Annotated in this window: 14 protein-coding genes; 11 read left to right on the forward strand and 3 right to left on the reverse strand. The window is 60.8% G+C overall.

Annotation, left to right across the window (positions count from 1 at the left end; translation table 11 throughout):
* The first annotated feature begins 62 nt into the window (after positions 1-62).
* The 9 genes from nifD (at position 63) to CLV41_RS01445 (ending at position 8,481) form a co-directional block, all read left to right on the forward strand.
* Positions 63-1,565: a nitrogenase molybdenum-iron protein alpha chain gene (nifD, locus tag CLV41_RS01405; protein ID WP_103220495.1), complete on the forward strand. Its 1,503-nt coding sequence runs from the start codon at positions 63-65 to the stop codon at positions 1,563-1,565.
* Positions 1,566-1,639: 74 nt separating this feature from the next.
* Positions 1,640-3,199 (forward strand): nitrogenase molybdenum-iron protein subunit beta, encoded by a 1,560-nt coding sequence (nifK, locus tag CLV41_RS01410; RefSeq protein WP_103220496.1) that lies wholly within the window; start codon positions 1,640-1,642, stop codon positions 3,197-3,199.
* Between the two features lie 114 nt (positions 3,200-3,313).
* Positions 3,314-4,990, forward strand: coding sequence for a nitrogenase iron-molybdenum cofactor biosynthesis protein NifE (gene nifE, locus CLV41_RS01415; RefSeq protein WP_103220497.1), 1,677 nt, complete (start codon positions 3,314-3,316; stop codon positions 4,988-4,990).
* 11 nt (positions 4,991-5,001) lie between these two features.
* Complete coding sequence (gene nifN / locus CLV41_RS01420; RefSeq protein WP_103220498.1) at positions 5,002-6,390, forward strand: nitrogenase iron-molybdenum cofactor biosynthesis protein NifN; 1,389 nt, start codon at positions 5,002-5,004, stop codon at positions 6,388-6,390.
* 19 nt (positions 6,391-6,409) lie between these two features.
* On the forward strand, positions 6,410-6,826 hold the full coding sequence (gene nifX / locus CLV41_RS01425) for a nitrogen fixation protein NifX (RefSeq protein WP_103220499.1): 417 nt from the start codon (positions 6,410-6,412) through the stop codon (positions 6,824-6,826).
* Positions 6,819-7,289, forward strand: coding sequence for a NifX-associated nitrogen fixation protein (locus tag CLV41_RS01430; RefSeq protein ID WP_103220500.1), 471 nt, complete (start codon positions 6,819-6,821; stop codon positions 7,287-7,289). The genes nifX and CLV41_RS01430 overlap by 8 nt, the downstream gene beginning before the upstream one ends.
* Before the next feature lie 16 nt (positions 7,290-7,305).
* Positions 7,306-7,503 carry a CCE_0567 family metalloprotein gene (locus tag CLV41_RS01435; RefSeq protein ID WP_103220501.1) on the forward strand — a complete coding sequence of 66 codons (198 nt, stop codon included), beginning with the start codon at positions 7,306-7,308 and terminating at the stop codon, positions 7,501-7,503.
* 16 nt (positions 7,504-7,519) lie between these two features.
* A complete protein-coding gene (gene fdxB, locus CLV41_RS01440) occupies positions 7,520-7,825 on the forward strand; it encodes a ferredoxin III, nif-specific (protein ID WP_103220502.1) in 306 nt (101 codons plus the stop codon).
* 23 nt (positions 7,826-7,848) lie between these two features.
* Complete coding sequence (locus CLV41_RS01445; protein WP_103220503.1) at positions 7,849-8,481, forward strand: nitrogen fixation protein NifQ; 633 nt, start codon at positions 7,849-7,851, stop codon at positions 8,479-8,481.
* Between the two features lie 18 nt (positions 8,482-8,499).
* On the opposite strand, the gene CLV41_RS01450 is transcribed toward CLV41_RS01445, so the two are convergent.
* Positions 8,500-8,814, reverse strand: a complete 315-nt coding sequence (locus CLV41_RS01450; protein WP_103220504.1) for a hypothetical protein — start codon at positions 8,812-8,814, stop codon at positions 8,500-8,502.
* Between the two features lie 100 nt (positions 8,815-8,914).
* Complete coding sequence (locus CLV41_RS01455; protein WP_103220505.1) at positions 8,915-9,373, reverse strand: hypothetical protein; 459 nt, start codon at positions 9,371-9,373, stop codon at positions 8,915-8,917.
* Positions 9,374-9,559: 186 nt separating this feature from the next.
* Here CLV41_RS01455 and CLV41_RS01460 point away from each other — a divergent pair, with 186 nt between their 5' ends.
* The gene (locus tag CLV41_RS01460; RefSeq protein WP_103220506.1) at positions 9,560-11,170 is read left to right on the forward strand and encodes a flavin monoamine oxidase family protein; all 1,611 of its coding nucleotides are present in this window, start codon (positions 9,560-9,562) and stop codon (positions 11,168-11,170) included.
* Entirely contained in the window at positions 11,167-11,598 is a 432-nt protein-coding gene (locus CLV41_RS01465) for a Rieske (2Fe-2S) protein (RefSeq protein ID WP_235867034.1), read from the forward strand. The genes CLV41_RS01460 and CLV41_RS01465 overlap by 4 nt, the downstream gene beginning before the upstream one ends.
* A 76-nt stretch (positions 11,599-11,674) precedes the next feature.
* Here the strand turns inward: CLV41_RS01465 and CLV41_RS01470 are convergent, their stop codons facing one another.
* Positions 11,675-12,265, reverse strand: coding sequence for a hypothetical protein (locus CLV41_RS01470; RefSeq protein WP_103220507.1), 591 nt, complete (start codon positions 12,263-12,265; stop codon positions 11,675-11,677).
* Positions 12,266-12,513 lie beyond the last annotated feature (248 nt).

Raw genomic sequence — 12,513 nt, forward strand, 5'->3', positions numbered from 1 at the left:
ACCCTTTCAGGTGGGCCGGAACACCCGGAGGACGCACACCGCACTGGAGCGAGGTAAGAGATATGAGCTTGGCCAAAACTGAGGGTGTTGGAGAGGTCAAGGCCCGCAACAAAGAACTGATCGAAGAGGTTTTGAAGGTTTATCCGGCAAAGGCCGCGAAGCGGCGGGCCAAGCACCTGAATGTCCATGAGGAAGGCAAATCCGATTGCGGCGTGAAATCGAACCTCAAGTCCATTCCCGGTGTCATGACCATTCGCGGCTGCGCTTACGCGGGTTCGAAAGGCGTGGTCTGGGGGCCGATCAAGGACATGATTCACATCAGTCACGGCCCGGTCGGCTGTGGCCAGTATTCCTGGGCCGCGCGGCGCAACTACTACATCGGCACGACGGGCATCGACACCTTCGTGACCATGCAGTTCACGTCCGACTTCCAGGAAAAGGACATCGTCTTCGGCGGCGACAAGAAGCTTGCCAAGATCATGGACGAGATCCAGGACCTGTTTCCGCTCAACAACGGCATCACGGTTCAGTCCGAATGCCCGATCGGTCTCATCGGTGACGATATTGAAGCGGTGTCAAAGCAGAAGTCGAAGCAATATGAGGGCAAGACGATCGTGCCCGTCCGTTGCGAAGGTTTCCGTGGCGTGTCCCAGTCCCTCGGCCACCACATCGCTAACGATGCGGTTCGCGACTGGGTCTTCGACAAGATCGATCCGGATGCACCGGCGCGTTTCGAGGAGACCCCCTACGACGTCGCGATCATCGGCGACTACAATATCGGTGGCGATGCCTGGTCCTCGCGCATTCTGCTTGAGGAAATGGGTCTTCGCGTCATCGCCCAGTGGTCCGGCGACGGCACTTTGGCCGAACTGGAAGCGACGCCCAAGGCGAAGCTCAACGTTCTCCACTGCTACCGCTCGATGAATTACATCTCACGGCACATGGAAGAAAAATACGGCATTCCGTGGTGCGAATATAACTTCTTTGGTCCGAGCAAGATCGCGGAATCCCTGCGCAAGATCGCCAGCTTCTTCGATGACAAGATCAAGGAAGGCGCCGAGCGCGTCATCGCCAAGTACCAGCCGCTGATGGATGCGGTCATCGCCAGGTACCGGCCGCGGCTGGAAGGCAAGACCGTCATGCTGTTCGTCGGCGGCCTGCGTCCGCGCCACGTCATCGGCGCCTATGAGGATCTCGGCATGGAGGTCGTCGGGACCGGCTACGAATTCGGCCACAATGACGATTACCAGCGCACCGCCCAGCACTACGTCAAGGACGGAACGCTGATCTACGACGATGTCACCGGTTACGAGTTCGAGAAGTTCGTCGAGAAGATCCAGCCGGATCTGGTCGGTTCGGGCATCAAGGAAAAGTATGTCTTCCAGAAGATGGGTGTGCCGTTCCGGCAGATGCACTCCTGGGACTACTCAGGCCCGTACCATGGCTATGACGGCTTCGCGATCTTCGCGCGCGACATGGACATGGCGATCAACTCACCGATCTGGAAGATGGCGCAGACCCCGTGGAAGCGGAAGCCGGTTCCGACAATGATCGCGGCTGAATAAATGCCACGCCCCCCTGGCCCGGCAAAGGGCCAGGGGAGGCCGATGCAATCACTCAGGATGCAAAGGGCTTCATCATGACGCAGAATGCAGACAACGTGCTCGATCACTTCGAGCTATTCCGTGGCCCGGAATACCAGCAGATGCTGGAAGCCAAGAAAAAGATGTTCGAAAACCCGCACGATCCGGCTGAAGTCGAGCGCGTTCGGGAGTGGGCAAAGACCGAAGAGTACAAAGAGAAGAACTTCGCTCGCGAAGCTCTGACGGTGAACCCGGCCAAAGCCTGTCAACCGCTCGGCGCGGTCTTCGCCGCCGTCGGCTTTGAAGGGACCATTCCCTTCGTGCATGGCTCTCAGGGCTGTGTCGCCTATTACCGCAGTCACCTGTCGCGCCACTTCAAGGAGCCGAGTTCCTGCGTGTCGTCATCGATGACCGAGGACGCGGCCGTGTTCGGGGGCCTCAACAACATGGTCGACGGGCTCGCCAACACCTACAATCTCTACAAGCCGAAGATGATCGCCGTGTCGACCACCTGCATGGCGGAAGTGATCGGCGACGACCTCAACGCCTTTATCAAGACGGCGAAGGAAAAGGAATCCGTTCCGGCGGAATTCGACGTTCCCTTCGCCCATACTCCGGCCTTCGTCGGCAGCCATGTCACCGGCTATGACAACGCCCTCAAGGGCATTATCGAGCATTTCTGGGACGGCAAGGCCGGTACTACGGAAAAGCTTGAGCGCAAGCCGAACGACACGATCAACTTCATCGGCGGTTTCGATGGCTACACCGTCGGAAACATGCGCGAGATCCGGCGCATCTTCGATCTGATGGGCGTCGAGCACACAATCCTGTGTGACAATTCCGACGTCTTCGACACGCCGACGGACGGCGAGTTCCGGATGTATGACGGCGGCACCACCCTTGAGGACGCGGCCAACGCGATCCACGCCAAGGCGACCATCTCCATGCAGCAATACTGCACGGAGAAGACCCTGCCGGTCATCAAGGCGCATGGCCAGGAAGTGGCATCCTTCAATCACCCGGTCGGCGTTGCCTCCACGGATGCCTTCCTGATGGAAGTGGCACGTCTCACGGGCAAGGAAATTCCGGAAGAGCTCGCCAGGGAACGTGGCCGTCTGGTCGACGCCATCGCCGACTCCAGCGCTCACATTCACGGCAAGAAATTCGCCATCTACGGCGATCCGGACCTCTGCCTCGGTCTGGCCGCCTTCCTTCTGGAACTCGGCGCGGAACCGACCCACATCCTGGCGACCAATGGCACCAAAGGCTGGGCGAAGCAGGTACAGGAATTGCTGGACTCCTCCCCGTTCGGCCAGGACTGCCATGTTTATGCGGGCAAGGACCTTTGGCACATGCGCTCGCTTCTGTTCACCGAGCCGGTCGATTTCCTCATCGGCAACACCTACGGCAAGTATCTGGAACGCGACACCGGGACACCGCTGATCCGCATCGGTTTTCCAGTGTTCGACCGGCACCACCATCATCGCCGGCCGGTGTGGGGCTATCAGGGCTCGATGAATGTGCTGATCACGATTCTCGACAAGATCTTCGACGAGATCGACCGCAACACCAATGTACCGGCGAAGACGGACTACAGCTTCGACATCATCCGCTAAGCGGATGTGAAAAACCGGCTTCGCGCAAAGCGCGGAGCCGAAAACTGCGACGCTATCGAGGCCGCCGGGACGCTGGCGGTCCGTTCTTCCGGTTTCAGCTGACAGGAGAGACGCATGAGTTCGCTTTCGGCCACCATTCAGGACGTGTTCAACGAGCCCGGCTGCGGCAAAAACGCGGACAAGTCGGAGGCCGAGCGCAAGAAGGGCTGTACCAAGCAGTTGCAGCCCGGTGGCGCGGCCGGCGGCTGCGCCTTCGACGGCGCCAAGATCGCCCTGCAGCCCTTGACTGACGTGGCGCATCTGGTCCACGGACCGATCGCCTGCGAAGGAAACTCCTGGGACAATCGCGGCGCCCGTTCCTCAGGCTCGCAGATCTGGCGAACCGGCTTCACGACCGATATCAACGAGACCGACGTCGTCTTCGGCGGCGAGAAGCGCCTGTTCAAGTCCATCCGCGAAATCATCGAAAAGTACGATCCGCCGGCCATTTTCGTTTACCAGACCTGCGTGCCCGCCATGATCGGCGACGACATCGACGCGGTCTGCAAGGCGGCGAAGGAAAAATTCGGCAAGCCGGTGATCCCGATCAACGCCCCCGGCTTCGTCGGGTCGAAGAACCTCGGAAACAAGCTCGCCGGCGAGGCGCTGCTGTGCCACGTGATCGGCACCGAGGAACCGGAATACACCACACCCTACGACATCAACATCATCGGCGAATACAATCTCTCTGGTGAGCTTTGGCAGATCAAGCCGCTGCTCGACGAACTCGGCATCCGTATCCTTGCGTGCATATCGGGCGACGGCAAATACAAGGAAGTCGCCTCCGCCCACCGCGCCAAGGCCGCCATGATGGTGTGTTCCAAGGCCATGATCAACGTCGCCCGCAAGATGGAGGAGCGTTATGGCATTCCGTTTTTCGAAGGCTCCTTCTACGGCATCGAGGACACCAGCGACGCTCTGCGCGAGATCTCCCAGCTTCTGGTGGAGCGCGGCGCGGATCCGGAATTGCTCGACCGCACCGAAGCGCTGATCGCGCGCGAGGAAGCCAGGGCCTGGGCGGCGATCGCGCCGTTCAAGCCGCGCTTCAAGGGCAAGAAGGTCCTTCTGATCACCGGCGGTGTGAAATCGTGGTCGGTGCTTGCCGCGCTGCAGGAAGCCGGGCTGGAGTTGACCGGCACCAGCGTGAAGAAGTCCACCAAGGAGGACAAGGCCCGCATCAAGGAACTGATGGGCCAGGACGCGCACATGATCGAGGACATGACCCCGCGCGAGATGTACAAGATGCTCAAGGATGCGCAGGCCGACATCATGCTGTCCGGCGGCCGCTCCCAGTTTGTGGCCCTCAAGGCGTCCATGCCCTGGCTCGACATCAACCAGGAACGCCACCACGCCTATATGGGCTACGTCGGCATGGTGAAGCTGCTTCAGGAGATCGACAAGGCGCTCTACAACCCGGTCTGGCAACAGGTGCGCAAGCCGGCGCCGTGGGAGGCCGAGGGCGACACCTGGCAGGAGAGGGCCATGGCCGAGGCGGAAGCCGAAGAGGCCATCCTTGCCGCCGATCCGCAATTGGCCGAACAGAAACGCCGCGAAACCAGGGTCTGCATCTGCAAGTCCGTCGATCTGGGGACCATCGAGGATGCCATCCTGTCGCGCAACCTGACGACGGTGGACGAGGTCCGCGAGCTGACGAACGCGTCCGGTGGTTGCTCCGACTGCACCAGCCGGGTGGAGGATATTCTGGCGTCCCTCACCCAATCCGCTCCCGCGCTCGCCGTGGCGGCGGAATAGGAGGCGTGACGATGGCCGAGGTCAAGACCAGCAAGAAGTCCTGCTCTGTAAACCCGCTGAAGATGAGCCAGCCGATCGGCGGCGCGCTCGCCTTCATGGGGCTGCGTGGCGCGATGCCGCTTCTTCATGGCTCACAAGGATGCACGTCCTTCGGGCTGGTGCTGTTCGTGCGCCATTTCAAGGAAGCCATTCCGATGCAGACGACGGCCATGTCCGAAGTGGCGACGGTGCTCGGCGGGTTCGACAACGTCGAACAGGCGATCCTCAACATCCACAAGAAGACCAAGCCGGAGATCATCGGCATCTGCTCAACGGGCGTCACGGAGACCAAGGGCGATGATGTCGAGGGTTACATCAAGCTTGTCCGGGAAAAGAACCCGGACGTAAAGGACCTGCCGATGGTCTACGTCTCGACGCCGGATTTCAAGGACGCGTTTCAGGACGGCTGGGAGAAGACCGTCGCGCGGATGGTGGAAGTGCTCGTCGACACGCCGGCGGAAGGCGCGGCCACGGATCAAAAGCGTATCAATGTGCTGCCCGGATGCCATTTGACGCCGGGCGATCTCGATGAGCTGCGCTCCATCATCGAGGATTTCGGCCTCGTGCCGACGTTCCTGCCGGATATCGCCGGCTCGCTTGACGGCCATATTCCCGACGACTTCACGCCGACCACCATTGGCGGCGTCGGCGTGGACGAGGTGGCGGCGATGGGCCAGGCGGCCTGGACGATCGCCATCGGCGCGCAGATGCGCCGCGCCGCGCAAGCCATGGAAAAGAAGACCGGCATTCCATTCAAACTGTTGGAGCGCCTCTGCGGCCTGGAAGCCAATGACAAACTGATGAGCTTCCTCAGCAAGATCAGCGGACGCCCGGTTCCGAAAAAATACCGGCGCCAGCGCGGTCAACTGGTCGATGCCATGCTCGACGGACATTTCCACATCGGTGGACGCCGGCTGGCCATTGGCGCCGAGCCGGATCTGCTCAACGATCTTGGCGGATTTTTGCACGAAATGGGCGCGCATATGGTGGCGGCCGTCACGACGAACCACTCGCCGGTGCTGGAACATCTACCGACCGAAGACGTGTTGATCGGCGATCTGGAGGATCTGGAAACCATGGCGAAAGAGCGCGGTTGCGATTTTCTGGTCACCCATTCGCACGGCCGTCAAATGGCGGCGCGGCTGAACATTCCGTTCTACCGGGCAGGGCTGCCGACGTTTGATCGGATTGGCGCCGGTCATCAGCTCTCCGTCGGCTATCGCGGCACGCGCGACATGATCTTCACGATCGCCAACCTGCTGATTGCCGATCACGAGGAAAACCACGAACCGACACCGGATACCTGGCGCGAAGGCGCCGGGCACGGTCATGGCGCCGCAGCGTCAGTGTCGGCCCATTGAAGACGGAGGTTGAACGCGCATGAAAGTCGCCTTTGCAACGCAGGACCTCAAAAGGGTCGACGCCCATTTCGGCTGGGCCAAGCATATCGCCATCTACGACCTGGAGCCGGAAGGCCACAAGTTTCTCGAGGCCGTGGAATTCGAGGGCGATCTCAAGGAAGACGGCGATGAGGACAAGCTGGCCCCGAAGATCGAGGCGATCAAGGACTGCGCCATTCTCTATGTCGCGGCTATCGGCGGCTCGGGCGCGGCGCGGGTCGTGGCCAACAACATCCACCCGATGAAGGTCAACCAGCCGGAGAACATCCTGGAACTGCTCGACAAGCTCCAGGAGGTGCTGAAAGGAAATCCGCCGCCCTGGCTGCGCAAGGTCATGCTGAAGGGTCGGGAACGCAGTTTCGATGAGTTCGACGATGAGGAAGTGGTCAATGGCTGAAGCAGCAACGACGCTCACTGAGGAACCGGCGGCGGATGCGCCGTTCATAAAGGAACTGATCAAGATCTGGCGCGCCCAGGACAGTCATGGCACCTGGGAGAACAAGGCCGATCTCGACCTGATCGCGCCCTACATCTTGAGCAAGGAAGAAAGACGGGCCCTGCCGATCGTCGGCGATCCCGATCCCGATACGATCTGGCGCATGGAGTTGCTTTTCAACGCGGTCGCGCTGTCGATCGAGAAGGAAACCGGCGTCATGGTCTCGCCGATGTTCAAGATGCACCACGAGGGCTTCGGCAGGATGGTGCTCATCGGCGGCCGGCTGATTGTCGTCAACAAGCAACTGCGGGACATGCACCGGTTCGGCTTCGACAGCCTCGCCAAGCTGGCCGAGCAGGGTGACAAATACGTCAAGGAAGGCGTGGACACGATCAACCGGTTCCCGGACGTGGCGAAATACTAAATACTGAGGTGATGCAATGAGCGATGTGGAAACGCTGAAAGCGGAAGTGAAGAAGCTCTCGTCACGGGCGGTAGCCTTGAAGATGGATCTTCACGATCTCGCGGAGGACTTGCCTGTCAACTGGCAGTCCATCCTGGATGTCGCGCAAAAGACCTACAGCACCTACGAGACGCTGGAAACCAAGCGCGCCGAACTGAAGCAGCTTGAGGCTTAACGAAAGGAAACCCATCATGGCCGCCCCCCATTTGACTCGAGATGGCCGGGACTGGACACCGGATTTTCTGATCTCCATCGACGGCGACGTCTGTATCGGCTGCGGCCGCTGCTACAAGGTCTGCGGCCGCGAGGTCATGACGTTGAAGGGCCTCAACGAGGACGGCGACGTGGTCGAACTCGATGACGACGAGGATGAGGAGGTCGAAAAGAAGGTCATGGTGATGAATGACACCGGCGCCTGTATCGGCTGCGGCGCCTGCGCCCGGGTCTGCCCGACCAACTGCCAGACGCATGCGTCTCAGATTGCCGAGGCCGCCTGAAACCCGAAGAACGAGAGGCTCATATGACCGGTGACGAAGCCTATCGCTGGCTGATCGACGCATCTGCTGCCTCGGATTGCGACGCGTTCGACATTCACGTGGCCGCATCGATCCTCGCACTTGCCCTGTCCGAAGAGGAGGCGGGTGTTTTCTCCGGTTTCGGCGACGGCTCGGGGCTTTCGCAGACAGAGTTGCGCGGACTGGCGGGGCGGATGTTTCCTGCCATCGTCGAAGAACTGGTGAAATTGTCTCAAGGTGCCGGTCCGCAGGTTGACGACGAGGAACAGTCGGTTCGCGATATCCTGTTGATGTATGCGACCGGCGCGAACGATCTGGAAAAGACCTTCGCAGCCATGATCGCCCGGCGCTGCAAGGCCCCACACCACCTCTGGCAGGATCTCGGGCTGCGCCACCGCGGCGAACTCTCGCAATTGATGGATCGGCATTTCTCCCGGCTTTCGGCCCGAAACCGCGAAGACATGAAGTGGAAGAAATTCCTCTATCGCATGGTCTGCGGCTCGGCCGGCTTCACGCTTTGCACGGCGCCGGTATGCACCGATTGCGATGACTTCGACACGTGCTTCGGCGACGAAACGGGCGAAGCGCGCCTTGCCCGTATCGCAAATAGTGAAGAAAACGCCAGTCAGCCCGGCTGACGTTTCCGCCTCGCGGATTTATTCGATACCTTCCGAGCAGGTCCGTCGTTTCACGGCGAGGCGGAAGCGTTCGTTGATCGCGGCAGGACTCGCCAGGATCTGCTTTTCGGTTTCGGCGAAAGCCTCCTCGACCTTCCGCACGTCCTCGCGCGTCAGCGCAATGCGCCCGGCCATGTGAGTGGCGTCGGACATGATCTCCACGATTGCCCTCCGGTTCGGATGCATGGCGACTTCGATCAGTTCGAAGGCCTCCAGCTTGCCGTCGAGGCAGATGGCGAGCCCATTGACCTCGACCTTGCGGCCGTCTTCAGTCGTCTTGATCAGTGTTGTCATTGTTGTTCTCCAACGGTTGGATCGAACGTGTTCGGGTTCCGACAAAATGGCGCGTTTGAAACGCGCTGCCGGGGTCCTGCCCCAAGGAACCGTGTCCGGTTCAGAGCGTCGACGGCATCTGGTAGCCCGGGCGTGGCCGGCTGTCGAAATAGTCCGGGCGCTCCGGCCAGCCGTCCTCTTCCTGGATCTGGAACGAGACGACCTTCACTGGTGCATCCTTGGAGCAGGATACTTCCGCGAACTTGATCTCCCGGTTTCCCGGACCGGCGGAGAAGTCTGCAACCACCGCGCCGTCCGCCGAGCACGCCCGGGCGAAACCGGGCGTTCCGACACTTTCAGCCGTGGCTGTTTCCTCCACGAAAACAGGAGCTTCACCACCATCGACGGGCGCGCCGAAGGCTGGAGAAGAAAATCTGAAGACGGCAAGCACGCCGCTTCGGTCGACCGGCAGGTTCGCGGTCAACGGACGGGCGACGGAATAGACGGTCAGGGTACCGCCGGCGAGCGCCGCCTTGATGTCGTCCAGACCGGATGCGGCAAAAGCCTCTGCAACCTTCATGGGGGATCTCCTTTTCTTTCATGTCGGGTCGTTCAGGTTGGTTAGCTCCAATCAAGTTCCGTGCCATTTCGGGCGCTCTCTCCGGAGCGAATTGGGCGGAAGGGGAATTGTGCGCGATTCTTGCATTGCGCTGCCCAGGGACAGACCGGACCCGGAACCGGGCCCGAACTTGAAAGGAGAGTGAACATGCTTGAGATTGCGATCGTTGGTGGCGGCCTGTGCGGTTTGGCTCTGGCGGAACACTTGCGCCGGGAGGGAAGGGACTTTGCCCTTTTCGAAGCGCGGCCCCGGCTTGGCGGCCGTATTGACTCACAATGGAGTGCGCGTTCCGGGATGCGTGTCGATCTGGGCCCGGCCTGGTTCTGGCCGGGTGCGCAGCCGATGATTGCCGGTCTCGTCGAAGATCTGGAACTGGCTACCTTCGACCAGCACGAAACGGGGGAAGTGCTTCATTTACAGGATGTCAACAAGGTTCCGGACGTCCAGACGGCAGCCGTTCACGCCGGCGCCCGGCGGCTCACGGGTGGCATGGCCTCGCTGGTGGACGCTCTCGTCGCCCGTCTACCGCAGGAACGTATCCATCTGACGCATGAGCTGGCCAGCGTGAAGGACTGCGGCGACTATGTGCAACTCTTGTTTCTGCGCGACGGCCAACTCGTCAAGGTAACGGCGCGGACCGTCGTATTGGCGGTGCCGCCGCGTCTGCTGGAAGACCGTGTTCTGTTCGAGCCGGAGCTTTGCGAGGATGTCCGCACGGCCATGGGCGAAGCGGCCACCTGGATGGCGGGGAGCGCCAAGGTCGTTTTGGGATACGATCGCCCATTCTGGCGCGACGCCGGACACGCGGGCAATGCATTCGTCAGTCATGGCCAAACGGTTGTCGGGGAAATTTTCGACGCCTGCGATGCGACGGGGAACAAGGCGGCGCTAGGCGGTTTCCTTGCTCTCGGTCCGGACGATAGGGAGCGGTTCAACATCGGTCTGCCCATGCTCATGGGAAACCAGCTGGCACAGGTTTTCGGGGCCGAGGCCGAACGGGGCGAGCTTCTCTACCGCGACTGGGCCACGGAACGCCTCACCTGCTCCGCGCGGGATCGCCGCGAACCACCGACCGGCGAGCACGCCGGCACCTCCAATCCGCTCCTCCGGCGGTCGCTCTGGGGCGGTAGACTGCATCTCTCCGGATCGGAGACGGCGGCCCGCGGCTGCGGTTATCTGGAGGGAGCGCTTGAGGCCGCCGCTCACGCTTTGGCAGCTGTCGGAAGCGCAAGGGAGAGTGGCGCAACCGGCGAGCTGTCGGGCAATGCGGCGCAGTTGGCGCAATTCGAAACCTGGGTTCGAGCGCGGAGTGGTCCGGCCTTCGACAGCTATCGGCGTAACCTGACAGCGCGGTTGTCCGAACAGGAACGCGATCAACTCACCCAGCTGTCCCTGCTGGAAACCGTGGAGGAGATGCTGGACGAGGCCTTGGTCTATCTGGGAGAGCTCGATTTCGATATTGCGAGAATTCCGGTCGAGAACGGTCGGTCGGCGTTGATGTCGGACATCCAGTCGCCATTCCGGGATTTTCTGCAAATCCTGATGGACGACGTGATCGCCTTTAATCGAACCTCCTGTGCCCTGTCCAACTTCCCCCACGAGCACCAGCTGTCCAACGACTACAAGCAGACGATCCTCAGGGATGTGGCCGCGGCCTGGCGGGCGTTTTCGCTGGCCGCCAATCGCCTGCTTCTGTCCAAGACGGATGCGCTGGGCGCGGACTTGTCTGGAAGTCATTCAATCGGAAAACTGTCATGATGGAAACGCAAACGCACGAGGAGACCCCGTATGTCGTCTGCGGTTTGAACGACATCCCGAGCAAGCGGGCCTACGGCTTCTGCCTGATCCGCCTCGACGAGCATGGAACCGAGCAACCCTGGCCAATCGTGATCATTCGTTGGGGGCTCCAGGCCTTTGGGTATGTCAACCGCTGCCCGCATGACGGTGTCAATCTGGATTGGGAGCAGGACCAGTTCCTGGATGCCTATGGCACCCGGCTGATGTGCGGCAAACACGGGGCGCTCTTCGACATTGGAACAGGGGACTGTATCGACGGACCTTGCAAGGGTGAAGGTCTGCAGCCGATCGACGTTCGGGTGATCGAAGGCGACATCTGCGTTCTCGGCGTGGAACTGGCCGGCTATGGCGAGGATGGCGAAGAGGCGGGAGCGGACGACACCGAATGAGGGGAGCTGTTGCGGGGCGGCTGCGTCCTCGACCCGGAGCCGAGGACGCAGCCGGCCGAAAACGCTTGGCTTATCCTCAGACGGGCCGGTTTTCGTTGCGGTTTCGCACCGGCTCCATCAGCTCGAGGCCTTTTTCGTAGGTGATCTCGTCGAACCCGTTGCTAAAGCCTTTGACGGCATCTAGGACGTAGTCGGTCTTGCCGGCGGTGTTCAGCTTCTTGATATCGTTTTTGTCGATACTCATCAGCTCGAGGGTTTCCTTCCAGACCGTCGATTCATCGCAGGGCAGGATGTGGAACGTGATGTCGCCCATCTTCACCTTGTACTGGGATCTCAGGTCGATGTTGTTGCAAAACAGCAGGTAGGTTCCGTTCGGGCTGAGCAGGTCTCCGAGCACGTCCAGCGCCGAGCGCAGATATTCGAAGGAATGCAGATAGCCGATCAGGATGGGGATCTGCGGGTCGTTTCCCTCGGAGTAGGTCAGAACCTGTTCGATGGAATAATCCGGCGGGCGCATTTCGTCCGCGACCTTTGGCTGGAACTTCAAGGCAATGTCGCCGCGGAAGCCGAAGCGGCCGTCCTTGGTGGTCGGCCCTTTCAGGACAGCGTTGAAAAGGCGGCCTTCGCTTTCCAGGCGTGCCAATGGGGTTTGTTCGATCGTCGTCATGAAAGTGTCCTAACTAGCGATAATACGCGCGCTCTCAGGCGCATGGCTGTTGTTAGGCAAGTCGTGTGCCGTTTCGTGTTTGGAGCGGGTGAACCGGCGCGGATCCCTGATTTCAGCCGGTTCTGCCGTTCGGCCCTGGCTGGGAATGTCCGAACCCGCCGACGTGCCGCGTCATGGTTGGAACCAGCCTGTCGCAAACCCGACAAGCGTCGCAAAGGCAACAGCCACTTTAAGCGAAAACGGCAGAT

Source organism: Roseibium marinum (assembly GCF_002906165.1).
Classification (GTDB): Bacteria; Pseudomonadota; Alphaproteobacteria; order Rhizobiales; family Stappiaceae; genus Roseibium; species Roseibium marinum.

What these genes read in the sequence shown, in the direction of transcription:
- nifD (WP_103220495.1), top strand. Translation starts at nt 63, where the DNA reads ATGAGCTTGGCCAAAACTGAGGGTGTTGGAGAGGTCAAGGCCCGCAAC.
- fdxB (WP_103220502.1), top strand. Translation starts at nt 7,520, where the DNA reads ATGGCCGCCCCCCATTTGACTCGAGATGGCCGGGACTGGACACCGGAT.
- CLV41_RS01430 (WP_103220500.1), top strand. Translation starts at nt 6,819, where the DNA reads ATGGCTGAAGCAGCAACGACGCTCACTGAGGAACCGGCGGCGGATGCG.
- CLV41_RS01460 (WP_103220506.1), top strand. Translation starts at nt 9,560, where the DNA reads ATGCTTGAGATTGCGATCGTTGGTGGCGGCCTGTGCGGTTTGGCTCTG.
- CLV41_RS01465 (WP_235867034.1), top strand. Translation starts at nt 11,167, where the DNA reads ATGATGGAAACGCAAACGCACGAGGAGACCCCGTATGTCGTCTGCGGT.
- nifK (WP_103220496.1), top strand. Translation starts at nt 1,640, where the DNA reads ATGACGCAGAATGCAGACAACGTGCTCGATCACTTCGAGCTATTCCGT.
- CLV41_RS01455 (WP_103220505.1), bottom strand. Translation starts at nt 9,373, where the DNA reads ATGAAGGTTGCAGAGGCTTTTGCCGCATCCGGTCTGGACGACATCAAG.
- CLV41_RS01435 (WP_103220501.1), top strand. Translation starts at nt 7,306, where the DNA reads ATGAGCGATGTGGAAACGCTGAAAGCGGAAGTGAAGAAGCTCTCGTCA.
- nifN (WP_103220498.1), top strand. Translation starts at nt 5,002, where the DNA reads ATGGCCGAGGTCAAGACCAGCAAGAAGTCCTGCTCTGTAAACCCGCTG.
- nifE (WP_103220497.1), top strand. Translation starts at nt 3,314, where the DNA reads ATGAGTTCGCTTTCGGCCACCATTCAGGACGTGTTCAACGAGCCCGGC.
- CLV41_RS01450 (WP_103220504.1), bottom strand. Translation starts at nt 8,814, where the DNA reads ATGACAACACTGATCAAGACGACTGAAGACGGCCGCAAGGTCGAGGTC.
- CLV41_RS01470 (WP_103220507.1), bottom strand. Translation starts at nt 12,265, where the DNA reads ATGACGACGATCGAACAAACCCCATTGGCACGCCTGGAAAGCGAAGGC.
- nifX (WP_103220499.1), top strand. Translation starts at nt 6,410, where the DNA reads ATGAAAGTCGCCTTTGCAACGCAGGACCTCAAAAGGGTCGACGCCCAT.
- CLV41_RS01445 (WP_103220503.1), top strand. Translation starts at nt 7,849, where the DNA reads ATGACCGGTGACGAAGCCTATCGCTGGCTGATCGACGCATCTGCTGCC.